At 71.9% G+C, this 22623-nt stretch carries 20 protein-coding genes; 14 read left to right on the top strand and 6 right to left on the bottom strand.

Annotated elements, in window-relative coordinates:
* The first annotated feature begins 64 nt into the window (after positions 1–64).
* From AB0M35_RS24775 to AB0M35_RS24765, 3 genes are read left to right on the top strand one after another with little or no spacing between them, the layout of a single operon-like run.
* On the top strand, positions 65–916 hold the full coding sequence (locus tag AB0M35_RS24775; RefSeq protein ID WP_363748218.1) for a fumarylacetoacetate hydrolase family protein: 852 nt from the start codon (positions 65–67) through the stop codon (positions 914–916).
* Entirely contained in the window at positions 913–1701 is a 789-nt protein-coding gene (locus AB0M35_RS24770; protein ID WP_363748217.1) for an SDR family oxidoreductase, read from the top strand. The genes AB0M35_RS24775 and AB0M35_RS24770 overlap by 4 nt, the downstream gene beginning before the upstream one ends.
* Positions 1698–2660, top strand: coding sequence for an aldo/keto reductase (locus tag AB0M35_RS24765; RefSeq protein ID WP_363748216.1), 963 nt, complete (start codon positions 1698–1700; stop codon positions 2658–2660). The genes AB0M35_RS24770 and AB0M35_RS24765 overlap by 4 nt, the downstream gene beginning before the upstream one ends.
* Positions 2661–2665: 5 nt before the next feature.
* Here AB0M35_RS24765 and AB0M35_RS24760 read toward each other — a convergent pair whose 3' ends face one another.
* Positions 2666–4819, bottom strand: a complete 2154-nt coding sequence (locus tag AB0M35_RS24760; RefSeq protein WP_363748260.1) for a glycoside hydrolase N-terminal domain-containing protein — start codon at positions 4817–4819, stop codon at positions 2666–2668.
* Positions 4820–5138: 319 nt separating this feature from the next.
* Between AB0M35_RS24760 and AB0M35_RS24755 the strand changes: the two genes are divergently transcribed.
* Together AB0M35_RS24755 and AB0M35_RS24750 are read left to right on the top strand one after the other, a co-directional pair.
* Positions 5139–6320 (top strand): macrolide family glycosyltransferase, encoded by a 1182-nt coding sequence (locus AB0M35_RS24755; protein WP_363748215.1) that lies wholly within the window; start codon positions 5139–5141, stop codon positions 6318–6320.
* Between the two features lie 294 nt (positions 6321–6614).
* Complete coding sequence (locus AB0M35_RS24750; protein ID WP_363748214.1) at positions 6615–7112, top strand: N-acetyltransferase family protein; 498 nt, start codon at positions 6615–6617, stop codon at positions 7110–7112.
* 55 nt (positions 7113–7167) lie between these two features.
* On the opposite strand, the gene AB0M35_RS24745 is transcribed toward AB0M35_RS24750, so the two are convergent.
* The 4 genes from AB0M35_RS24745 to AB0M35_RS24730 all read right to left on the bottom strand — a co-directional run bounded on the left by AB0M35_RS24745 (position 7168) and on the right by AB0M35_RS24730 (position 13155).
* Positions 7168–9039: an adenylyl cyclase gene (locus AB0M35_RS24745; protein WP_363748213.1), complete on the bottom strand. Its 1872-nt coding sequence runs from the start codon at positions 9037–9039 to the stop codon at positions 7168–7170.
* Positions 9040–9293: 254 nt separating this feature from the next.
* Positions 9294–10751 carry a PepSY-associated TM helix domain-containing protein gene (locus AB0M35_RS24740; RefSeq protein ID WP_363748212.1) on the bottom strand — a complete coding sequence of 486 codons (1458 nt, stop codon included), beginning with the start codon at positions 10749–10751 and terminating at the stop codon, positions 9294–9296.
* Between the two features lie 229 nt (positions 10752–10980).
* A complete protein-coding gene (locus AB0M35_RS24735) occupies positions 10981–12153 on the bottom strand; it encodes a 4-hydroxybenzoate 3-monooxygenase (RefSeq protein WP_363748210.1) in 1173 nt (390 codons plus the stop codon).
* A gap of 210 nt (positions 12154–12363) precedes the next feature.
* Positions 12364–13155 (bottom strand): IclR family transcriptional regulator, encoded by a 792-nt coding sequence (locus AB0M35_RS24730; RefSeq protein WP_363748208.1) that lies wholly within the window; start codon positions 13153–13155, stop codon positions 12364–12366.
* Positions 13156–13539: 384 nt separating this feature from the next.
* Here AB0M35_RS24730 and AB0M35_RS24725 point away from each other — a divergent pair, with 384 nt between their 5' ends.
* From AB0M35_RS24725 to AB0M35_RS24685, 9 genes are all read left to right on the top strand, one after another.
* Positions 13540–14358 carry a CoA-transferase gene (locus AB0M35_RS24725; protein WP_363748206.1) on the top strand — a complete coding sequence of 273 codons (819 nt, stop codon included), beginning with the start codon at positions 13540–13542 and terminating at the stop codon, positions 14356–14358.
* A 23-nt stretch (positions 14359–14381) separates the two neighbouring features.
* Positions 14382–15122, top strand: a complete 741-nt coding sequence (locus tag AB0M35_RS24720) for a CoA-transferase (protein ID WP_363748259.1) — start codon at positions 14382–14384, stop codon at positions 15120–15122.
* A gap of 34 nt (positions 15123–15156) precedes the next feature.
* Positions 15157–15897: a protocatechuate 3,4-dioxygenase subunit beta gene (gene pcaH / locus AB0M35_RS24715; RefSeq protein WP_363748204.1), complete on the top strand. Its 741-nt coding sequence runs from the start codon at positions 15157–15159 to the stop codon at positions 15895–15897.
* Positions 15890–16459: a protocatechuate 3,4-dioxygenase subunit alpha gene (gene pcaG, locus AB0M35_RS24710; protein ID WP_363748202.1), complete on the top strand. Its 570-nt coding sequence runs from the start codon at positions 15890–15892 to the stop codon at positions 16457–16459. Before pcaH ends, pcaG begins: the two co-directional genes overlap by 8 nt.
* Positions 16434–17774, top strand: a complete 1341-nt coding sequence (gene pcaB, locus AB0M35_RS24705; protein WP_363748200.1) for a 3-carboxy-cis,cis-muconate cycloisomerase — start codon at positions 16434–16436, stop codon at positions 17772–17774. Before pcaG ends, pcaB begins: the two co-directional genes overlap by 26 nt.
* Positions 17771–18547: a 3-oxoadipate enol-lactonase gene (pcaD, locus tag AB0M35_RS24700; RefSeq protein ID WP_363748198.1), complete on the top strand. Its 777-nt coding sequence runs from the start codon at positions 17771–17773 to the stop codon at positions 18545–18547. Before pcaB ends, pcaD begins: the two co-directional genes overlap by 4 nt.
* Positions 18544–18924 carry a 4-carboxymuconolactone decarboxylase gene (gene pcaC, locus AB0M35_RS24695; RefSeq protein WP_363748196.1) on the top strand — a complete coding sequence of 127 codons (381 nt, stop codon included), beginning with the start codon at positions 18544–18546 and terminating at the stop codon, positions 18922–18924. Before pcaD ends, pcaC begins: the two co-directional genes overlap by 4 nt.
* Positions 18921–19697, top strand: a complete 777-nt coding sequence (locus AB0M35_RS24690; protein ID WP_363748194.1) for an IclR family transcriptional regulator — start codon at positions 18921–18923, stop codon at positions 19695–19697. Before pcaC ends, AB0M35_RS24690 begins: the two co-directional genes overlap by 4 nt.
* Before the next feature lie 91 nt (positions 19698–19788).
* The gene (locus AB0M35_RS24685; RefSeq protein ID WP_363748192.1) at positions 19789–21360 is read left to right on the top strand and encodes a Na+/H+ antiporter; all 1572 of its coding nucleotides are present in this window, start codon (positions 19789–19791) and stop codon (positions 21358–21360) included.
* Positions 21361–21371: 11 nt separating this feature from the next.
* Here AB0M35_RS24685 and AB0M35_RS24680 read toward each other — a convergent pair whose 3' ends face one another.
* Positions 21372–22601 (bottom strand): helix-turn-helix domain-containing protein, encoded by a 1230-nt coding sequence (locus AB0M35_RS24680; protein ID WP_363748190.1) that lies wholly within the window; start codon positions 22599–22601, stop codon positions 21372–21374.
* Positions 22602–22623: the final 22 nt, after the last annotated feature.

Genomic DNA, 22623 nt, shown 5'->3' with positions numbered 1-22623 from the left:
CCGGTGCTCGATGATCCGGATAGAACCAGGGCGATAGATCCGATGTCTGGCCGAAGGGTGCACGGTGAAGCTACTGCGAGTGGGAGCGGTCGGGCACGAGCGGCCCGCCGCACTGGACCGGGCCGGCCGACTGGTCGACCTCTCCGGCCTGGTCTCCGAGATCGACGGTGCGTTCCTCGACGGGGACGGCATCGACGAGGTACGCGCGGCGGTGCACAGCGGCACCCTTCCCGAGGCCGATCCCACGGCCCGGATCGGCGCCCCGATCGCCCGACCGGGAAAGATCGTCTGCGTCGGGTTGAACTACTCCGACCATGCCGCCGAGACCGGCGCGAAGCCACCCGCCGAGCCGGTCCTGTTCATGAAGGCGTCGAACACCGTGGTCGGCCCGAACGACCAGGTCCTCATTCCACGGGGCAGCGGCAAGACCGACTGGGAGGTCGAGCTTGCCGTCGTCATCGGCCGTACCGCCCGCTATCTGACGAGTACGAACGAGGCGCTCGACTGCGTCGCCGGGTACACGATCTCCAACGACGTCTCGGAACGCGAGTTCCAGCTGGAACGCGGCGGCCAGTGGGACAAGGGCAAGTCCTGCGAGACGTTCAATCCCCTCGGCCCCTGGCTGGTCACCGCCGACGAGGTGCCCGACCCGCAGCAGCTGGGTCTGCGGTGCAGTGTCAACGGCATGCTGCGCCAGGACGGCAACACCAAGAACATGATCTTCGGGGTGGCCGAGATCGTCCACTACGTCAGCCAGTTCATGGTGTTGGAGCCGGGTGACGTCATCAACACCGGCACCCCGGCCGGGGTGGCGCTCGGGATGCCCGAGCCGAAGCCGTACCTGCGCGGCGGTGACGTGATCGAGTTGGAGATCGACGGGCTCGGTCGGCAACGCCAGCCGGTCGGCACCGCGTGAGCGGGGAATTCGCCGGGCTGGCCGCCGTGGTGACCGGTGGAGGATCGGGCATCGGTCTGGCAGTGGCCGGGCTGCTCGCCGCGCGCGGTGCCGCCGTGGCCTGTCTCGACCTCGACCCGTCCGGCGTGCCCGCACCGCTGCACGCCATCGAGTGCGACGTCAGCGACGCCGACTCGGTGAACGTGGCGGTGCCCGCCGCGGTGGAGCGGCTCGGCGGGCTGGACGTGCTGGTCAACAATGCCGGCGCCGGTGCACAGGGCACCATCGAGGCGCAGCCGGACGACGAGTGGCACCGGGTGTACGACGTCAACGTGGTTGGCATCGTCCGGGTCACCCGGGCAGCCCTGCCGTACCTGCGGGTCTCCGCGTCCGCCGCCGTCGTCAACACCTGCTCGATCGCGGCGACCGCCGGCCTGCCCGGCCGGGCCCTCTACAGTGCCACGAAGGGTGCGGTGCAGGCGTTGACCCTCGCCATGGCCGCCGACCACGTCGGTGAGGGCATCCGGGTCAACTGCGTCAACCCCGGCACCGTCGACACCCCGTGGGTACGCCGACTCGTCGACGCGGCCGACAACCCCACCGCCGAGTACGCGGCCCTGCGCGCCCGCCAGCCCATCGGCCGGCTGGTCACCCCCGCCGAGGTCGCGGCGGCGGTCGCCTACCTGGCCAGCCCACTGGCCGCTGCCACCACCGGGACCGTGCTCGCCGTCGACGGCGGGATGCACGGCCTGCGGCTGCGCCCACCGACGACCATCCCCACCGCAGAATCGAGGCAGCACCCATGAGACGGCTCGGCAGCTCGACGGTAACCGTCAGTCCGCTCGGCTTCGGCGCGGCCGGGATCGGCAACCTGTACCGGACGGTCGACGAGCAGACGGCACACGACGCCCTCGACGCGGCGTGGGAGGCGGGCATCCGCTACTTCGACACCGCCCCGCACTACGGCCTCGGCCTGTCCGAACGCCGGCTGGGCGCCGCACTGGCCGACCGGCCTCGCGCCGAGTACACCGTGTCCACCAAGGTCGGTCGGCTGCTGGTGCCCTCGCCGCAGACCGCGCACCTGCGCGACGACGAGGGCGGGTTCGACGTGCCGGCCGACCACGTCCGCGAGTGGGACTTCAGCGCCGACGGGGTCCGCCGGTCGCTGGAGTCCAGCCTCGACCGACTCGGCCTCGACCGCATCGACGTGGTGCTGCTGCACGACCCCGACGACCACTGGCGGCAGGCGGTCGAGCAGGCGTACCCGGCGTTGCACGACCTGCGTACGCAAGGCGTGGTGGGTGCCATCGGCGTCGGCATGAACCAGTGGCAGATGTTGCACCGGTTCGTGGTGGAGACGGACATCGACACCGTGATGCTCGCCGGCCGGTACACCCTGCTCGACCAGTCGGCGCAGGAGCGCCTGCTGCCCGCCTGCCAGGAACGCGGGGTGTCGGTGCTCGCCGCCGGGGTCTTCAACAGCGGCGTACTGGCCACCGAGGAACCAGGCCGGATGTACGACTACCGCCCGGTGCCGCAGCCGGTGCACGACCGGGCGGTACGCATCGCCGCCATCTGCCGGCGGCACGGGGTGACCCTGCCGCAGGCGGCCCTGGCCTTCGCGGCCCGGCACCCGGCGGTGGCGACCGTGGTCGTCGGGGTCAAGAGCGTCGAGCAGGTGGTGCGTAACGCCGAACTGCTCGCCAAGCCGGTGCCCGACGTGCTCTGGGACGACCTGGCGGCCGACGGCCTGCTGGCGTCCTGAGACGGTCAGCCGGGTGCCGGCTCGACCAGCAGATCCTGCCCGTCGACCCGGACGGCCACCGGGTCACGGTGGGGAGCGCGGTCGGCGGTGACCGTGAAGTCGGTGACCCGGCCCGCCCGCCAGGCACAGTCGACCCGGTAGCCGCCCCGGGCCCGCAGCCCCTCGAAGCTGCCGTCGGCCCAGTGTGGTGGCAGTGCCGGCAGCAGGTGGATGGTCCCGTCGTGGCTCTGCAGCAGCATCTCGGCGATCGCCGCGGTGATGCCGAAGTTGCCGTCCAACTGCATCGGTGGGTGGTTGCACAGCAGGTTGTCCAGGGTGTTGTGCCGCAGCAGGCCCCGGAACATGTGCCACGCCGGCTGCGCCTCGCCCAGCCGGGCGAAGATCGCCGCCCGCCAGGGCCAGGTCCACGACCGGCGGCTGTCGCCGGTGACGGTGGTGTCGCTGACGGGGCTGCCGTCGCGCTCGCCGCAGCGTGCCTTGAGTGACACCAGCGCGGCGGCCGCGAGTTCCGGTGTGCCGGTCGGGGTGATCTGGCGACCCGGATAGACCGCGAACAGGTGCGAGGTGTGCCGGTGCCGGTCGTCCGGGTCGTCGCGGTCGGCTCGCCACTCCTGAAGTTGACCCCACCGCCCGATCCGGTTCGGCGCGAGCCGGGATTGCAGGTCGGCGACGGTGACCTGATAGTCGACATCGACGTCGAGCGCGCCGGCACAGTCCAGGTAGTTCTGGAACAGATCCCAGATGATCTGGTGGTCGTACGGCACACCGTCCTCACGTGGACCGTGCTCCGGCGACCAGCCCTGCGGCGCGACGAGGTGGCCGCAGCCGTCGTCGATCAGCCGGTCGGTCCAGAACTCGCAGATCTCCTTGATCATCGGATAGGCGGTGTCCCGCAGGTAGCCGGTGTCCTGGGTGAAGGCCCAGTGCTCGTAAAGGTGCTGGGCGTACCAGGCGCTGGCGACGGTGTTCCACTCCCACGAGTTGCCGCCGAAGATGCTCTGGCTGGTGCGGGCCGTCCAGCCGCGGGTGCCGGCGCCGAAGGCGTTGCGGGTGGCGACCCGGCTCGGCACCGCCACCTGCCGGATGAACTCGACCAGCGCCCGATGGCTGTCGCCCAGGTCGGTGGTCTCGGCGCACCAGTAGTTCATCTGGACGTTGATGTTCGTGTGGTAATCCGCCGCCCAGGGCGGCTGGTTGCTGTCGTTCCACAGCCCTTGCAGGTTGGCGGGCAGACCACCGGGCCGGGAGGAACTGTGCAGCAGGTACCGGCCGAGCACGAACATGGTCTGCTCAAGTTCGGGGTCGGCACCGCCCGCGCGATACCGCGCCAGCCGCTCGTCGGTCGGCAACGCCACGACCTCGTCGGCGCTGGCACCCCAGCTCACCCGCACCCGGCTGGCCACCGCACCGCTCTGGGCCAGGTGCGCCGCACGCAGCGCGGCGTAGGGCTGCCGGGCCGCCGTGCCGAGTGCTGCCCGCACGACCGGCTCCGGGTCCGGCCCCCGCCACCGCGCGGTGGCGTCGAGCCGGTAGTCGGTACGCGCGTCCAGCAGCAGCGTCAGCCGGGTCGCCGACCGTACCCGCAACTGGTGGCCGTCGGCGGTGACCTGCCCGTCGGTGGCCGCCACGCGGACGGCGGCGGCGTACCACAGCCCGTTGCCCAGCACGCCGCGAAAGGCGATGGTCCCGGCGTCGGCGGTCGCGGTCGCGTCCTGCGCGCTGGTCAGGGTGATGTCGCAGTCGAGCGCGTCGGCCCGCTCGGCCGCGTAGTGGAAGACGAGCAGATCGGCGGTACGACTGGCGAACGCCTCCCGCCGGACGCCCCGACCGGGCGCACCGAAGCGGGTGGTGTGGATACCGGATTCCAGGTCCAGCGCCCGGCGGTAATCGGCGTCCGGCTGGCGGTGGGTGTGGAAGCGCAGGTGCAGGTCGCCGAAGGCCAGGTAACAGCCGAAGCCGGTCATGCTCGGGTCGAACACGTCGTCAGGCTGCCCGGCCAGGGCGTTGTCGTAGCCGTCGACCCCGCCCCACAGGCTCTGCTCGTTGAACTGGATCCGCTCGTGGTCGGGCTGGCCGAACAGCATGGCACCGAGGCGGCCGTTGCCGATCGGCAGGGCCTGGGACTGCCAGTCCACGGCGGGCCGCCGATACCAGAGCAGGTGCCGGCCGGTCGGGGTGGCGGCGGGTTGATCGGTGGCTATTGTCGGGACAGTACCGGCTGATGCTCGCGGCCGACAAGACGTGCCGGTGTTTCCGGTTTGACGGGTCTGATCTGCCGCACTAGGGTCGTACGCATGATCATCGCTTTCATGCGCCTGCGTTCCGCCTGAGGCGGCGCGCTAGGCACCGGTCGGCTGCCGACCGGTGCCCTCCTCGGCCCGATGACGCCCTCGCCTCGGTGAGTGGCCCGGGCCCGGTCCGCGTCGCCTCGACCCTCGGATGACACACGTCTCTCCGACTCGACGGGACCTATCTCGAATGCGTAAACCAGCTCATATCGCCATGGTCGGCTGCACCGCACCCAGCCACATCTACCCCTCGTTGGCGCTGATCCGCGAACTGGTCGACCGGGGTCACCGGGTGACCTACGTGGTCGGCGAACCGCTCACCGGCCTGGTCGCACCGACCGGCGCCGAGCCGATCGCCCACCCGACGATCCTGCCGCAGGGCGACACGCCGTGGCCGGAGGACCCGGCCACGGCGATGCGGGTCTTCCTCGACGAGGGCATCGCGGTGCTGCCGCAACTGACCGCACACTACGATGCGGACCGGCCGGACCTCGTGCTCTACGACATCGGCGGGCTGCCGGGCCCGCTGCTGGGCGCACGCTACGGAGTGCCGGCGGTGCAACTGTCCCCGACGATGGTCGCCTGGACCGGCTACGAGCAGGACATGGTCGACTTCTTCACCGCGTTGACGTCCTCGCCCTCCGGGCAGGACTACTACGCCACCTTCGACACCTGGCTGGCCGAGCACGGCATCCACGAGGACTCGCGTACCTTCGTGACGTTCCCGAAGCGGGTGCTGTCGCTCATTCCACGGGTGATGCAGCCGAACGCCGACCGGGTGCCGGACACGGTCCGGTTCGTCGGCCCGTGTCTGGATCCGGCCCGGCTCACCGAGCCGGGTTGGACGCCACCCACCGACGGACGGCCGGTCCTGCTGGTCTCCTTCGGTACGGCGTACAACGACCAACTGCCGGTCTACCGGGCCTGCCTGGAAGGGTTCGCCGACTCGCGGTGGCACGTGGTGATCGCCATCGGCGACAAGGTGGATTCGGCTGAGCTGGGGCAGCTGCCGGGCAACGTCGAGGTGCATCGCCGGGTGCCGCAGTTGGTGGTGCTGGCCCACGCCTCGGCCTTCGTCACCCACGCCGGCATGGGTGGCTGCACCGAGGCGCTCTGGTTCGGTGTGCCCACGGTCGCTATCCCGCAGGCGGTAGACCAGTTCGGCAACGCGCAGCAACTGGTCGACGCCGGTGTCGGCCGGCTGCTGCCCGCCGAGGAGGTGACCGCCGAGACGTTGCGGGCGGCGGTCGACGCGGTCGCCGACGATGCGCCGCTGCGCGACCGGCTGGCCGGGACCCGGTCCGAGGTCCGGGCCAACGGCGGCACGACCAAGGCGGCGGACGCGGTGCAGAGCTTCCTCACCGAACGCTGACCCTGACGCGACGGGCCACCGGACGCCCGAGGCCCGCGCCGGGATCCCGGGTCGGCCCGCTTCCGAGGAGTCCTCGGCGGCGGGCCGACCCGGCCCCGACGATGCAGCCCTCGGCGGCGGGCCGGCACGGGCCGACCTCCATCGGCGCGGCGTCGACGGCTCGTGCTGGTCCGACCGGGTGCCGACGATCAAGCCGGCGACGTGCCGGAGTACGGTGAGGCCCGGCGCCCGGTTGTCAGTGGCGAGGTGCCCAAACCGTCCCTGACCAGGGACGCGTCGAACGGAGTGGGGTCGATGGCCGACGTGCTGCTGCGGCCGATGACGGCCGCCGACGCCGACCGGGTGCTGGCTGTGTACCAGGCAGGGTTGGACGGTGGACAGGCCAGCTTCGAGACCGTCGCACCCAGTTGGGCGTCCTTCGACGCCGGACGGTTGCCGGCGCACCGCCTGGTCGCGGTCGACGACACGGGGACGCTGCTCGGTTGGATCGCCGTGTCGCCGACCTCGACCCGGCCGGTGTACGCCGGTGTGGTGGAGCACTCCGTCTACGTCGACCCGGCGGCGCAGGGTCGGGGTGTGGCCCGGCTGCTGCTCGACGGCCTGATCGCCTCGACCGAGGCGGCGGGCATCTGGACCATCCAGTCCGCTGTCTTCCCGGAGAACGCCGCCAGCCTGGCGCTGCACCGCCGGACGGGGTTCCGGGTGGTCGGCGTCCGCGAGCGGGTGGCCCGTCATCACGGCCGCTGGCGCGACGTCGTGCTGCTGGAACGGCGCAGCCCCGTCGTCAACTGAGACGTGTTAAGAGGGGCCCCTTCCTCTACCGGAGGCGTTAAGAAGGGGCCCTTCCTTACCGCCCTAACGGGTACTGCTTGATGTACACGGGTGCGCCGACGCGGGTCATGTCGGCGGCTTCACCGACGCCGTTGACCACGTGGTCGATGGTGCCGGCACTGAGGTTGACCGTCATGATGTGCCGCAGCCGGACACCGGGACGTACCGGCACCTCGAAGCCGTTCTCGGTCCGGATCGACGGGTTGTTCTGGTTGAACACGTACACCCCGCCGCCGTGCAGGCTGTGGTGGCGGACCCGGTCGCCGACCTTGTAGCCGGCCCACCCGTTGACCTTGCCGTTGCGCCAGTCGGCCTGGGTCGGCGGGTCGTACGGCAGCTCGTTCTGGTAGAGGATCGTGGTGCCGTGCTCGCCGTTCCAGACGGTGTTGTACCGCTGGAAGTGCTCGACGAACAGGCCGGTGGCGGTGACGTGGTCGCCGTTGACGATCACGCCGTAGCGTCCGGTGTTGGTGCGCCAGCGGTCGGTGTCGCCGTTGACGCCCTCGGTGAATCCTTCGACGCCGTGGTCACCCCGCCACACCCAGGTGTGGTCGATCAGGACGTGATCGCTGTTGACCTCCAACGCGGTGTCGGTCTTGCCGATGTGCGGGCCGCCGATGCGGAAGTACACGTCGGACAGCGTGGTCGGGTTCTTCGGCGTGCTGTGGTCACGGCCGTGCTTGCGGCCGACCCGCAGCAGCACCGGTGACTCCTTCAGGCCGGCGTCGACGGTGATTCCGGCGATCACCACGCCGGGCACGCCGGCTACGTCCAGCGGCACCGCCCCGTTGACGGCGGTGAGGGTCGCGTGACCGATGCCGAGCACGACCGTGTCCGGTCGACGGACCTCGATGCTGCGGGCCACGTCGTACACCCCGGGGGTGAGCAGCAGGTGCTTGCCCCGGGCGAGCTGCGAGTTGATCACGTGCACCGGGTCGGACGGCTTCGCGACGAAGAAGTCGCCGATCGGGATCGTCCGCCCCAGCGTCAGACCCTCGGCCCAGGTGATACCCCGGGTGTCGCGCCGGGCGGCGGGTACCCGGACCTGGTACTTCCCCTTGGCGTCGACGAACAGGTACGGCTTCTCCCGGCTGACCGGGGTGGTGTCGAGGGTGGTGTACGGCGGGTCGGGGAAACCGGCGTCGTCGGGCGCGCCCACGACCCCGGCGAACACCTGGTTCCACACACCGTTCGACCAGCTCTCGACCTCGCTGTTGCGGGTCAGCCACTGCTGCTGGGAACCGTTGGTGGTGGCCGGCAGCCGGGAGTCGGCGATGAAGCCGCCGCTGGCGTACTGCGGCCCGTTGGTGCAGTAGTCCATCAGCGACAGGCCGCCGCCGCTGATGTCGAGCCGGCGCATCGACACCGCCTGGGACACCGCCCAGAAGTTGGCCGAGGCACGGCAGTCGTCCTGACCGGCGGCGTTGACGTGCAGCGACAGGTTGGACAGCGTACGCCAGAAGTTGACCAGCGCGATGCAGTTGCCGGTGCCGCCCTCGGTCAGGCACCGGTTGTACGCCTCGATCTTGCCGTTGATCACCACGTCGGTGGGGGAGGCGCCCAGCCCGGAGATCTCCGTGTAGTAGCCGACCTTGATCTGCAACGGCTGCTCGGCGGTGCCGTACCTGCCGGGCCGGAACAGGTACGCGTGCCGGGCGGTGCCCATCTCGTTGTCGACCTGAGCCGCGTGGGCGGCGTCCAGGATGGCCTGGATCCGGCTGACCGGCATGGCCGGGTCGAAGATCGTGACGTTAGGCCCGAAGTCGGGGGTGACCGGTCGGGGTGGACCGGCGCTGACCGGGGTGTTGGTGGCCACGGCGGCGGTGGCCAGCACGAGCCCGAAGGCCAGTGCCCGCCGGAGCCGTGGACGGTGTGCGTGGGTCGGCATGAACGTGTCCTTCCCGTCGGGTGCGTACCGCGCCCGACGACCTGGTGGATCTCGGTGTGAGAGCGCTCTCCCGCCGAGCGGAACGGTGTCGCGGTGTGCAGGTCGATGGATGAAGGTCTTTCTACCCGCTGACGCCGTCGCGCGCCATGCCCCGCGCCGAATCGACCGTGGTGATCGGCTCCGTTCCGGCGCGATGGCGGGGTCAGGGGAACCCAGTTACCGCCACTGCGCCGAAACGGAGTCGATCACCCGCCTTACCTGCCGACGGGCGCGGGCCGGTCGGCGCGTCGTCGGGCCACCAGGCCCAGGACCATGTCGACGGCCAGGAAGCCGAGCAGCGTCACACCGAACCACGGCAGGGCCCAGCCGACCGCGCCGACCACCGGTACGCCGAGCAGCAGGGCCCACCGGGGCAGCCCGCCCAGGGCACCCCGGGCAGGTGGGGCGCCGACGAGGGCCCGCCGGTCGGCCCGGGTGGGGCGGCGTTGCCACCACATCCGATAGCCCCAGACGATCACGCAGCACAGGCCGACGGCGAGGGCGGCGAGCAGGATCTGGTTGACCAGGCCGAAGAGCACACCCATGTGCGCCTGTACGCCGAGCGCGCTGAGCTTGGCCAACAGTGGCCAGTCGGCGAAGTCGCTACGCGCGGTCACCGTACCGGCCTCAGGATCCACCGCGGCCCGGTCCAGTCCGACCGGCCAGGTGTTGTCGGTCTGGGCGACCGTCCAGGCGTTCCCGGCCTCGCCCGGGCTGATCTCGACCGGCCCGTCCAAACCGGCGTCCCGGGCCACCGCTAGAACCCGGTCGAAGGTCGCCGGATCGGCCGCCGCCGAGGGTGCCCCGCCGTGGTGATGCTCCCCGCCACCGTCGGCGGGTGTCACGGTCAGGCTGGTCGACAGGGCCGGGCGAGCGGCGTCGAGCGCGGTCAGGCCGGCGGAGAAGTTCCCCCCGGCGAACCGGGACCAGGTCAGCCCGGTCGCCGAGAGCACGAGCAACCCCACGGTGAGCCAGACACCGAGGGTGGCGTGCCAGCCCCGGGTCCGTCGTACTCCCCGCCCGGTCGCCAGGTCCGGTACCAGCAGGTGCTTGACCCGACCCCGTCCGGCGTTGCGGCGGCGCCACCACAGGACGAGGCCGCCGAGCGTCAGCACCCACAGCCAACTCGCGGCGATCTCCGAGTAGTGCCGGCCGAGGTCGCCGAGGTGCAGGTTGCGGTGCAGGTCGTCCAGCCAGGTGGTGACGGGGGTGGAGCCGAACCAGGTGGTCAGCTGCCCGGTCACCGCGCCGGTGTACGGGTCGACGTAGACGGTGTGCTGCTTGTCGCCCAACTCCGGCAGCGCGAAGACCACCCGCGTCGTACGGTCCCCGGTGCCGGGCGACACGGCGACGAGGCTGCCGTCCGGGTGGGCGGCCCGCGCCGCGGTGACCTGCTCGGCCAGCGGTCGCGGCTGCTCGCCGCGCACGGTCACGGTCAGCCGGTCGCCGTAGAGCGCCCGATCCACCTGCGGCGTGACGGTGTACGCCAGGCCGGTCAGCGCGGCGACCACCAGGAACGGGGCGACCAGGATGCCGGCGTAGAAGTGCAGCCGGACCAGCAGCGCCGCCAGCGGGGACGGGCGCCGCTGCGGCCGACCCGGCAGCGGCTCGACAGTGGACGGTGCGGGGGAGGGCTCCGGCGTCGGTGGGCCGGAAACGTCGGTCAGAGACATACACTTTTCCGATCGGAGTAGGGGCCTTTTTGCGGACCTGGCCCGTGCCCTTCGGGTCAGTGATGCTGCGCCTCGCCCGGATGCCCGCCGCTTCGCGTACCTAGTCGGACAGCAGGAGACTCCGGTTCCCGCCACCTGTGTCCGGCACGCCGCCGCTCACCCGGCCAGCCCGACTGCCGTTAAAAAGGGGCCCTTCCTCTACCCGAGGCGTTAATAAGGTGCCCTTCCTTCACACCAGCGGCAGCCCGACGTAGTTCTCGGCGAGGCTGGTGGCGTACGCGGGGGAGGTGGTCAGGTAGCGCAACGTCGCCGACTGGAGTTTCGCCTCGTACGGGTCGTCGGCGTCGAGGCGGTGCAGCATCGAGGTCATCCACCAGGAGAACTGCTGAGCCCGCCAGACCCGACGCAGGGCGGTACGCGAGTAGTCGTCGAGCAGGTCGGTGCGACCGTCGGCGTACCAGGCGGCGAAGGCGTCCCCGAGCAGCGCCACGTCGGCCAGTGCCAGGTTCATGCCCTTCGCGCCGGTGGGCGGCACGATGTGCACGGCGTCGCCGGCCAGGTAGAGCCGCTGCCACTGCATCGGCTCCACCACGAAGCTGCGCAGCGGGGTGATCGCCTTCTCCAGGATCGGTCCCTCGTTGAGGGTCCAGCCTGGCACGGTCTCCAACCGGGTCCGCAGCTCGGCCCAGATCCGCTCGTCGGGCCAGTCGGCGATGTCCTCGTCGGCGGGGACCTGGAGATACAGCCGGGAGATCTCCGGCGAGCGCATGCTGTAGAGGGCGAAGCCCCGTTCGTGGTGGGCGTAGATGAGTTCCTCGACCGCCGGTGCGGCGGCGGCCAGGACGCCCAGCCAGGCGAACGGGTAGGTGCGTTCGTAGGTGTGCAGCACCCCGTCGGGGACCGCCGAGCGGCTCACCCCGTGGAAGCCGTCGCAGCCGACCACGAAGTCGCAGTGCAGTTCCTCGTCGCGTCCCTCGTGCCGGTAGTGCACCACCGGCGACGGCGACTCCAGGCCGGACAGGCGCGTGGCCTCGGCGGAGAACAGGATCGTGCCACCGGCGGCCAGCCGCGCGGCGATCAGGTCCTTGACCACCTCCTGCTGCCCGTACACGGTGATCGCCCGGCCGGTCAGCTCGGTCATCGCCACCCGGTGGGACTCGCCGTCGAAGCGCAGCTCGATGCCCTCGTGCCGCAGGCCCTCGCGGTCCAGCCGGGCCCCCAGGCCGGTGTCGCGCAGCAGGTCGACCGAGCCTTGTTCGAGCACTCCGGCGCGCACCCGGTGTTCCACGTACTCCCGGCTGCGGCTCTCCAGCACCACCGAGGAGATGCCGTGCCGGTGCAGCAGGTGCGACAGCATGAGACCGGCCGGTCCCGCTCCGACGATGCCGACCTGGGTACGCATCCGTGCCTCCTCGATCCGTGCGCCGGCAACCCCGTCGCCCGTCCTCAGCCTGCCCGCTGCCGACCCGGGGCGCCGCTGTCGGTTTCCACTCAGTGGAAAGCCGACCTCCGCCGTCCAGACGTCACGCCGCCGACGCGCCCGCCGCTGCTTCACCCGCCGGCCGCTCGTCCCGTCAAGCCCACCTGCCGCTTCAGGAGTCCGCCCGTCGTGTCAGGCGCTCGTCCGGTGCGCGGGGTACGGCTGCTGCGCGTCGGCCAGCCGGGCCGCCACCTGGTCGGCCGCCGCCCGCAGCGCCGGGACCAGCCGCTGCGGTGCGGTGCCCAGGCTGTGCCCGACGACGCCGATCGCGGCCAGTGCCGCGCCGTCGGGCCCACGGACCGCGACGGCGATCGAGCAGGAGCCGAGGGACATCTCCTCATGGGTACGCGCCCAACCGCGCTCGCGGATCGTGGCCAGCTCACGGGCCAGCCGGCCCGGCTCGGTGATGGTGTACGGGGTGCAGCGGCGCAACGGCCCTCGCAGGTGCGCGGCGATCACCTCAGGTGGGGCGTACGCCAGCAGCGCCTTGCCGACCCCGGTGGCGTGCAGCGGCAGGCGACCCCCGGCCCGGGAGACGGTCGGCACCGAGCGGTGACCGGTGACCTTCTCCACGTAGAGCGCCTCGTCGCCGTCCCGGACCGCCAGGTGCGCGTTCTCCTGGACCGTGGTGTGCAACTCCTGGAGGTAGGGCAGCGCCACCTCACGCAGTTGGCCGTGCAGCGGCGAGAGCAGCCCGATCTCCCACAGCCGTACGCCGATGCGGTAGGTCCCGTCGACGGCGCGCGACAACGCCCGGCCGCTCACCAACTCGGTGACCAGCCGGTGCGTGGTGGCCAGCGGCAGCCCACTGCGCCGGGCGATGTCGCTGAGCGTCAACGCCGGATGGGCCGCGTCGAACGCGCCGAGCACGGCCAGCACCCGTGAGGTCACCGAGGCGCCGGGGGAGCGGCTGCCACCCGCCATCGCTGCGCCCGGCTCAGAACGGGTAGCGGGTGATGTCACCCTGCACGGTCAGCCACTGCGTCTCGGTGAACGCCTCCACCCAGCCGTCGCTGTAGAGCGTGCCGTGCCAGATGCCGGTGTCGAGCAGGGACATGGTCATCCTCCTTGCCGGGGGTGGGCTGGTCCGAGAGGAGCGCTCCACAGGCTGTTCGGAAGCCGAACAATCGTTCTCGTTCAGAACATGGCACGGGCTCGTCGGGCCCGTCAACGGATGCCCTGGACATTCCGCGCACCGGAATCCGACGCGTTGACGGACCTCGGCCCGGGCCACTACGTTCGAGATGTGTACGCGAGTCCGCATGCCGAACATCGGCGGCGGTCCTGGACCCCGGAGGGCGGAAGCTGATGGCGAAGCTCGTCTCGCTGGCCGACGGCGTCGCGGAACTGGTCCGTGACGGGGACACGGTGGCGTTGGAGGGATTCACCCACCTCATCCCGTTCGCCGCCGGCCACGAGATCATCCGACAGCGACGGCGCGACCTGACCCTGGTCCGGATGACCCCCGACGTCATCTACGACCAGCTGATCGGCGCCGGCTGCGCCCGTCGGCTGGTCTTCTCCTGGGGCGGCAACCCCGGTGTCGGTTCCCTGCACCGCTTCCGTGACGCCGTGCAGAACTCCTGGCCGGTCCCGCTGCAACTGGAGGAACACAGCCACGCGGGAATGGCCAACCGGTACGTCGCCGGTGCCAGCGGCCTACCGTTCGCCGTGCTGCGCGGCTACACCGGCACCGACCTGCCCAGGCACACCACCAACATCCGCCCCGTCGAGTGTCCGTTCACCGGGGAGACCCTGACCGCTGTGGCGGCGTTGCGACCCGACGTGACCGTGGTGCACGCCCAACGCGCCGACCGCGCCGGCAACGTGCAGATGTGGGGCATCACCGGCGTGCAGAAGGAGGCGGTGCTGGCCGCGCAGCGGTCGCTGGTCACCGTCGAGGAGATCGTCGACGAGTTGACGCCGGTACCCGGCCAGGTGCTCCTGCCGGGCTGGGCCGTCACCGCCGTCGCGCACGTACCCGACGGCGCGCACCCGTCGTACACCCAGGGCTACTCGGTGCGGGACAACGACTTCTACCTGGCCTGGGACGCGATCAGCCGGGAGCGGGGCAGCTTCGAGGACTGGATCGCCCGGCACGTGCTCGACACGGAGGTACCGGCGTGAGCGCCGACTACAGCGCCGACGAGATGATGACCGTCGCCGCCGCCCGACAGTTGCGCGACGGCACCGCCTGCTTCGTCGGCATCGGGCTGCCCAGCACGGCGGCGAATCTGGCCCGGGTCACCCACGCCCCGAACCTCGTGCTCATCTACGAGTCGGGCTGCCTCGGTGCCAAGCCCGACCGGCTGCCGCTGTCCATCGGCGACGGGGTGCTCGCCGACACCGCCGACGCGGTGGTCTCCGTTCCCGAGGTCTTCAACTACTGGCTGCAACCCGGCCGCATCGACGTCGGGTTCCTCGGCGCCGCGCAACTCGACCGGTACGGCAACATCAACACCACGGTCATCGGCGGCGACTACACCGACCCGAAGGTACGCCTGCCCGGTGCCGGCGGCGCGCCGGAGATCGCCGCCTCCTGCGGCGAGGTGGTGGTCGTCGTCCGGCAGAGCCTGCGTACGTTCATCGACCGGGTCGACTTCGTCACCTCGGTCGGCTACGGCGCCGGTCCGGGCGACCGGGCCCGGCTCGGGTTGCGCGGCGGCGGCCCGAAGACCGTCATCACCGACCTGGGTGTGCTGGCGGCCGACCCGGTGACCTGCGAACTCACCCTCACCCGGCTGCATCCCGGCGTCACCGTGGAACAGGTCCGCGCCGCCACCGGCTGGCCGTTGGCCGTCGCCGACGACCTGACCACCGGCGAACCACCCACCACCGACGAACTCACCGTGCTGCGCGCCCTGGAAGCCACCAAGCAGGCCGCGCACTGATGAGCTGTCGTACGGCAAGCCTGAAGGGGAACCAATGAGCGAGACCACCCGGAAGCTGGTGCTGCCCGGTTACCGGCGCGACGACGTCGAGGCCCACCCGCCGCTGCTCAGCCCCGGCTACGGCTCCACCGTCACGCGCGCCCCGCAGCAGCCGCTCAGCTATCTGCCGCAGCGGCTCACCGAGATCACCGGCCCGCTGCTCGGCGAGGGACGTCTCGGTGAACTCGACCACGACCTGACCCGGCAGCACGACGGCGAGCCCCTCGGGCAGCGGATCATCGTGCACGGCCGGGTGGTCGACGGCGACGGCCGGGCCGTGCCGCACACCCTGGTGGAGATCTGGCAGGCCAACGCCGCCGGCCGCTACCGGCACGCCATCGACAACTGGCCGGCACCGCTGGACCCCAACTTCACCGGCGTCGGCCGTGCCCTCACCGACGACCAGGGACGCTACGAGTTCGTCACCGTGCAGCCCGGCGCCTACCCGTGGCGCAACCACGACAACGCCTGGCGGCCCGCACACATCCACTTCTCGCTGTTCGGCCGGGCGTTCACGCAGCGTCTGGTGACCCAGATGTACTTCCCCGGCGACCCGCTGTTCTCCCAGGACCCGATCTTCAACTCGGTCCGCGACCCGCAGGCCCGTGAGCGGATGGTGGCCCGCTACGACCACGCCGCCACCCGACCGGAATGGGCGCTGGCCTACCGGTTCGACATCGTGCTGCGGGGCCGGGAGGCCACCCCCTTCGAGGACGAGGACGAGGACGATGAGTGAGCGCCTGGGCGTCACGCCCGCCCAGACCGTCGGGCCGTACCTGCACATCGGCCTGCACTGGCCCGACGGCCCGTACGTGGTGCCCGAGGGCACCCCGGGCGCGTTCTGGATCCGTGGCCGGATCTTCGACGGCACCGGCAGCCCGGTGGCCGACGCGATGGTGGAGAGCTGGCAGGCCGATCCGGACGGGCGCTTCGACCACCCCGACGACCCGCGCGGCGCCCACCCCACCACCGTGCCCGGCTTCCGTGGTTTCGGCCGCGTCGACACCGACGCCGAGGGCTGGTACGCGCTGCACACCGTCCGGCCAGGACCACTGCCCACCTCCGAGGGCGAGACCGAGGCGCCGCACCTGAACCTGTCGGTGTTCGGCCGTGGGCTGCTGCACCGCCTGGTGACCCGGATCTACTTCCCGGACGAGCCGGCCAACCCCGCCGACCCGGTGCTGCGTACCGTCGACCCCAGCCGCCGCGACACGCTCCTGGCCCGGCCGTCCGCGGACGGCTACCAGTTCGACATCCGTCTGCAGGGAGAGCATGAAACCGTCTTCTTCGCCGTCTGAGGCGTTGCTGCGCGGGCTGTCCGGCGCGGCCGACGTCGACGTCGAACTCGACGACCGTCGCCTGTTGCAGGCGATGCTGGACACCGAGGCCGCGCTCGCCCGGGCCACCGCCGACGCCGGCCTGCTGCCCGCGACGGTCGCCGACGAGATCGCCCGGCACTGCCACGCCGACCGGTACGATCCGGCGGCGCTCGGCGCAGCCGCCGAAGCCGCCGGCAACCCGGTCGTCCCGCTGGTGCGCGAGCTGACCGCCGCCGTCGCGCAACCGGCCCGCGCCTGGGTGCACCACGGCGCCACCAGCCAGGACGTCCTCGACAGCGCCCTGGCCCTGGTGGTCACCCGGGCCGCCGTGCCGCTGCTGCGCCACGTCGAGGTCGCCGCCGACGCCGCCGCCGGGCTCGCCCGCGCCCACCGCGACACCGTCATGGTGGCCCGCACCCTCGGCCAGCAGGCCGCTCCCACCACCTTCGGGCTCAAGGCGGCCGGCTGGCTGCTCGGCCTGCACGAGGCACGGACCAGGCTGGCGCGGGCGTGCGACGCGCTGCCCGCGCAGCTCGGCGGTGCGGTGGGCACCCTCGCCGGGTACGGGCCGGCCGGCCTGGCGGTGGCGCAACGGTTCGCCGCCCACCTGGGCCTGGCGACCAGCCCACTGCCCTGGCACACCCGCCGCCAGCCGGTGCTCGATCTGGCCGCGGCGCTCGGCGGGCTGCTCGCCGCCACCGGCAAGGTCGCCCTCGACGTCGGCCTGCTCGCCCAGACCGAGGTCGGCGAGGTCGGCGAGGGCGGTACGGGACGCGGCGGCTCGTCGGCCATGCCACACAAACGCAACCCGGTCGACTCGGTCCTGGTCACCGCCGCCGCCCGGCGTAGCCCCGGACTCGTCGGCACCCTGTTCGCCGCAGCCGGGCAGGAACACGAACGGGCCACCGGCGGCTGGCACGCCGAATGGGAACCCCTGCTCGAACTGGTACACCTGGCCGGCGGAGCCGCCGCCCGTACCGCCCGGATGCTGACCGACCTGCGCGTACACCCGCAGCGGATGCGGGCCAACCTCGACGCCAGCGGTGGCCTGCTGCTCGCCGAGGCCGTTGCCGCCCGGCTGGCCCCGGCGTTGGGTCGCGCCGCCGCCCACGACCTGGTCGCCCGGGCCGCCACCGGCGCCTGCTTCCGCGACGCCCTGCTGGCCGATTCCGAGATCCGGGCGCACCTGTCGGAGGCCGACATCGACGCGGCGCTGGATCCGGCCGGGTGGCTCGGCAGCGCGACCGCCCTCGTCGACCGCGCCCTGGACGTACACGATCGGGGGACCGGGTGAGGTTGCACGCCACCGTCGACGGGCCGCCCGATGCGCCAGTGCTGGTGCTGGGCAGCTCCCTGGGCACCACCGGCGCCATGTGGCAGCCACAGGTGGCCGCCCTGGCCACCCGGTTCCGGGTGGTCCGCTACGACCATCTCGGTCACGGTGGCTCGCCGGTGCCGGCCGGGCCGTACCGCATCGACCTGCTCGGCCGGGAGGTGCTGCGGCTGCTCGACGACCTGGCGGTCGGGTCCGCGCACTATGCCGGGCTCTCCCTCGGCGGCATGGTCGGCATGTGGCTGGCCGCGCACGCCCCCGAGCGGATCGACCGGCTCGCCCTGCTGTGCACCTCGGCCTACCTGGGCCCGGCCGACGGTTGGCGGGCCCGGGCGGCCAGCGTCCGCGCCGGCCAGTTGGATGCCATCGCCGACACCGTGGTGACCCGCTGGTTCACCCCGGGCTTCGCCGCCGCCCGCCCCGACACGGTCGCCGGCTACCGGGACATGCTGACCGCCACCCCGCCGGCCGGCTACGCCGCCTGCTGCGAGGCGATCGCCGCCATGGACCTGCGCGCCGACCTGGCGGCCGTACGCGCACCGACCCTGGTGATCGGCGCCGCCGACGACCCGGCCACCCCGCCCGCGCACGCCGCCGACATCGCCGAACGGATCCCGTCCGCGCGGCTGGCCATCGTCGACGACGCCGCACACCTGGCCAACGTCGAACAGCCCGCCGCCGTGGCCCGGCTGCTGCGCGCCCACTTCGAACCGGAAGGCGGGACGAACCCGTGACCGACCAGCAGCGACACGCCGCCGGCATGGCGGTCCGGCGGCAGGTGCTCGGCGACGCGCACGTCGACCGGGCCGTGGCCAACACCGACGAGTTCACCGCCGACTTCCAGGATCTGATCACCCGGTACGCCTGGGGCGAGATCTGGACCCGGGACGGCCTGGACCGGCGTACCCGCAGCTGCATCACTCTCGCCGTGCTGGCCACCCTGCACCATGACGAGGAACTGGCGATGCACGTACGGGCCGCGCTGCGCAACGGAGTGACCCCGCAGGAGGTCGGCGAGGTGCTGCTCCAGGTCGCCGTCTACGCTGGCGTACCGGCCGCGAACCGGGCGTTCAAGGTGGCTCAGGAGACCCTGCGGCAGGAGGCCCAGTGACCGACGCGGCGCGATCGGGGGAGTTCGTCCAGTCACTGGAGCGTGGCCTGGCCGTGATCCGCGCGTTCGACGCCGAGCATCCCCAACTCACCCTCAGCGAGGTGGCCCGGGCCACCGGGCTGACCCGGGCCGCCGCCCGCCGCTTCCTGCTCACCCTGGTCGAGTTGGGCTACGTGCACACCGACGGGCGACTGTTCGCCCTGCGCCCACGCATCCTCGACCTCGGCTACGCCTACCTGTCCAGCCTGAGCCTGCCGGAGGTGGCCCAGCCGCACATGGAGGCGCTGGTCGCGCAGGTGCACGAGTCCTGCTCGGTGTCCGTCCTCGACGGTGACGAGGTGGTCTACGTCGCCCGGGTGCCCACCAAGCGGATCATGACGGTCGGGATCAGTGTCGGCACCCGGTTCCCCGCGTACGCCACCTCGATGGGGCGGGTGCTGCTCGCCGCCCAGCCGGCCGACTGGCTGGACGACTACCTCGCCACGGCGCAGTTTCGACCGCTGACCCGGCGCACCATCACCGACCCGGCGAAGCTGCGTACCACCCTGAACCGGATCGCCAACCAGGGATACGCGATCGTCGACCAGGAGTTGGAGGAGGGGCTGCGCTCGCTGGCCGCCCCGATCCACGCCGACGACGGCACGGTGATCGCCGCGGTCAACGTCTCCGCCCACGCCAGCCGCGGCACCTTCGAGGCGATCCGCCGGGAGTTGCTGCCACCGTTGCTGGCCACCGCCCGGCGGATCGAGGAGGACCTGACCGCTGGCCGATAGCCGGTCTGCGGGGACCGCGACCATCGGGTGAATCGACCCGGGGCGGGCGTTCGGCGTACCACCATGTGGTGGGCGACGAACGGGGGGCGACGTGCGCGAACTGCTGCTGGTCATCACTCTTGGTGTCACCGTACTGATCGGTACGACCCTCGGCGGCCGGTACCGGGTCGCGCCGCCGGTGCTGCTGATCTGTCTCGGTGCCCTGCTGGCGTTGCTACCGCCGTTCTCCCACGTGGTGCTCGCCCCGGAGGTGGTGCTGCTGCTGTTCCTGCCGGCCATCCTCTACCGGGAGAGCCTGACCACCAGCCTGCGGGAGGTTCGGGCGAACATCGTGGTCATCGCCCTGTTGGCGATCGGGTTGGTCGGCATCACGATGGTGGCGGTGTCCCTGGTCGTGCAGCGGTTCGGCATCGACCCGGCGGTGGCCTGGGTGCTTGGCGCCGTGCTCGCCCCGACCGACGCGGCGGCGGTGGCCGGGCTGGCCAAGCGGATGCCCCGGCGGCTGCTCACCACCCTGCACACCGAGAGCCTGATCAACGACGGTACGGCTCTGGTGCTGTTCGCCGTGGCGCTCGGCCTGCTCGGCGGCGGTGCGGCACCGAATGCCTTCGAGTTGGTCGAGCGGATCGGGCTGTCCTTCCTCGGTGGCATCGCGGCGGGCCTGCTGGTCGGCATCGTGGTGATCGCAATCCGCAAGCGCCTGGACGATCCCCTGCGGGAGGGCGCGGTCAGCGTGCTCACCCCGTTCGCCGCCTTCTTCCTCGCCGACGCCATCCACGAGAGCGGGGTCCTCGCGGTGGTGGTCTCCGGGCTGCTTCTCGCCTACGCCAGTCCTCGGGTGATCCGGGCCCGCTCCCGCGTGCTGGCCCTGTCCTTCTGGGACCTGACCACCTTCCTCATCAACGGCGGACTCTTCGTGCTGGTGGGAATGCAGATTCCCCGGGTGACGCGCGGGGTCACCAGTCTGGCGTTGACCCGCGCGATCGTCATCGCGCTGGTGGTGGCCGTGGTTCTGGTGGTGGTCCGGATGCTCTGCCTGCACCTGACGGCCTTGGTCGCCCGGCTGGTGGACCGACGCAAGATCGGTCGGGAGCGGCGGGTCAACTGGCGGGTCCGTACGGTCGCCGGCTGGGCCGGGTTCCGTGGCGCGGTCTCCCTCGCGGCGGTGCTCGCGGTCCCACTGACCGTCAACGGTGACCCGGTTCCGGACCGGGACCTGATCATCTTCTGTGTCGCCGCGGTGATCCTGGTGACCATGCTCGTGCAGGGCACCACCCTGCCGCTGCTGATGAGTTGGGCCAAGCTGTCCGGAGACCCGGAACGTGCCGACGAGAAGCGGCAGGCACAGACCCACGCCATCCGGCAGACCCTGCACGCCCTGCCGGACATCGCCGACCGGGTCGGCGCCGACCCGGACACGGTACGGCGGATCCAGGACGAGTACGAGAGCCACCTCGACGTGCTCCGGTCCGAGCCGCAGGACGAGACGGCGGCTGCCCGGGAGGCCGAGCGTCAGCTGCGCCTGGCGGTGCTCGACCACAAGCGGCGCGAGATCACCCGGCTGCGGGACCGCCGGCAGATCGACGCTGCCGTCCAGCGTGAGTTGGAGGCCCGGCTGGACGTCGAGGAGATCCGCCTGCTCGGGCCCCGGACCCTGGAGTGACCTCGGTCCGGTCAGCTCGCCGGGGCTGTCCCGGCCGGCAGCGCCAGCGCGACCGTGAGATCGAGCAGGTTGCGTGGATCGGTGAGCCGTTCGCCGTAGAGCTGGCGCAGTTGCCCCATCCGGTAGCGCACCGTCTGCGGGTGTACGAACAGGTCGGCGGCGACGTCGTCGCGCCGTCCCTGGTGCAGCAGCCAGGAGCGCAATGTCTCGGTGAGCCGTTCCGCGGTGGCCGCGGGCAACTCGGCAAGCGGTTGCAGGACCCGGGCGCGCAGATCCGACAGGGCCTCCATGTCGGCGCTGAGCAGCAGTTCGGCCAGGTGCCGGTCGGTGTCCAGCGGCTCACCGTCGGCGGGTTGGGCGATGCCCAGGCCGACCACCCGCACCACCCGCCGGTACGACGAGCAGACCTGCGCCCACGGTCGGGCCGGGCCGAGCACCGCGCGGCGGCCGTGCAGCACCCGGGCGAGTTGGCGTCGCCGGTCACCGTGCATGTCCGGCACCAGCAGCACGACCGTCTCCTCGCCGGGCTCACCGGCGGGCAGCTCCTCGCTGCTTTCCAGGGTGTGCTCGTCGAGCAGCGCGAGCGCGCCGCGCAGCTTCGCCTGCGGCAGCAACGCGACGGTGAGCGTCTCCGGGACCGGCCAGTCCGCCCGCTCGGCGCTGCGCAGCAGCACCTCCTCCGGCTCACCGGCGAGCAGTTGCTGGGTGAGCCGTTCCAGGTTGCGTCGCTGGGCCCGGCCGGCGCTGGCCAACTCGTCGGCGTGCCCCGCCACGCTGGCCGCGGAGAGCTCGTCGATGTAGGCGAACATCAGTTCGGCGAACTCCGCGACGGTGGCTGCGGGCAGCCCGAGCGCCACGGTGGCCGCGGCCATCTCCCGCCAGGAGACCCGGGCGCCGATCCGGTAGGCGGCCAGCAACGCGTCCACGCTGCGACCGGACCGGGCCTCACCGCTGCCGAGGGCGTACGCAGCCTCCAACGCCGGCACCAGCGGGGTGCTGGCGGTGCTGGCGTGCGGACGTTCGAGCAGTTGCAGGAACGTGCCCAACGCGATCTGCACCGCGTTCTCTATCTTGTCCCGCATCTGTCCGGTCAGGGTGCCGGAGTAGCTGGGCACCTCGGCCGTGATCGCGCTGACCGTCCGCGCGGCGACCAGCGGTAGCCGGTCAACCAGTTCGCGGGCCACCCGCCGCTCAAGCTCGAGGCGGGCCACCCGATCAGTTGTTCCGGAGTTTTCCGCCACGTTGTTCTCCCCGCACAAAAGG

The sequence above is a fragment of the Micromonospora sp. NPDC051196 genome, assembly GCF_040682415.1.
Taxonomy (GTDB): domain Bacteria; phylum Actinomycetota; class Actinomycetes; order Mycobacteriales; family Micromonosporaceae; genus Micromonospora.
Note: the sequence above shows the minus strand (reverse complement) of the source record. Positions and strands in the feature narration are given on the sequence as shown.

Coding starts and splice junctions, on each gene's coding strand:
- pcaB (WP_363748200.1), top strand. CDS start 16,434: ATGAAACCGTCTTCTTCGCCGTCTGAGGCGTTGCTGCGCGGGCTGTCC.
- AB0M35_RS24755 (WP_363748215.1), top strand. CDS start 5,139: ATGCGTAAACCAGCTCATATCGCCATGGTCGGCTGCACCGCACCCAGC.
- AB0M35_RS24735 (WP_363748210.1), bottom strand. CDS start 12,153: ATGCGTACCCAGGTCGGCATCGTCGGAGCGGGACCGGCCGGTCTCATG.
- AB0M35_RS24725 (WP_363748206.1), top strand. CDS start 13,540: ATGGCGAAGCTCGTCTCGCTGGCCGACGGCGTCGCGGAACTGGTCCGT.
- pcaG (WP_363748202.1), top strand. CDS start 15,890: ATGAGTGAGCGCCTGGGCGTCACGCCCGCCCAGACCGTCGGGCCGTAC.
- AB0M35_RS24750 (WP_363748214.1), top strand. CDS start 6,615: ATGGCCGACGTGCTGCTGCGGCCGATGACGGCCGCCGACGCCGACCGG.
- AB0M35_RS24765 (WP_363748216.1), top strand. CDS start 1,698: ATGAGACGGCTCGGCAGCTCGACGGTAACCGTCAGTCCGCTCGGCTTC.
- AB0M35_RS24745 (WP_363748213.1), bottom strand. CDS start 9,039: ATGCCGACCCACGCACACCGTCCACGGCTCCGGCGGGCACTGGCCTTC.
- AB0M35_RS24730 (WP_363748208.1), bottom strand. CDS start 13,155: ATGGCGGGTGGCAGCCGCTCCCCCGGCGCCTCGGTGACCTCACGGGTG.
- pcaH (WP_363748204.1), top strand. CDS start 15,157: ATGAGCGAGACCACCCGGAAGCTGGTGCTGCCCGGTTACCGGCGCGAC.
- AB0M35_RS24720 (WP_363748259.1), top strand. CDS start 14,382: ATGATGACCGTCGCCGCCGCCCGACAGTTGCGCGACGGCACCGCCTGC.
- AB0M35_RS24740 (WP_363748212.1), bottom strand. CDS start 10,751: ATGTCTCTGACCGACGTTTCCGGCCCACCGACGCCGGAGCCCTCCCCC.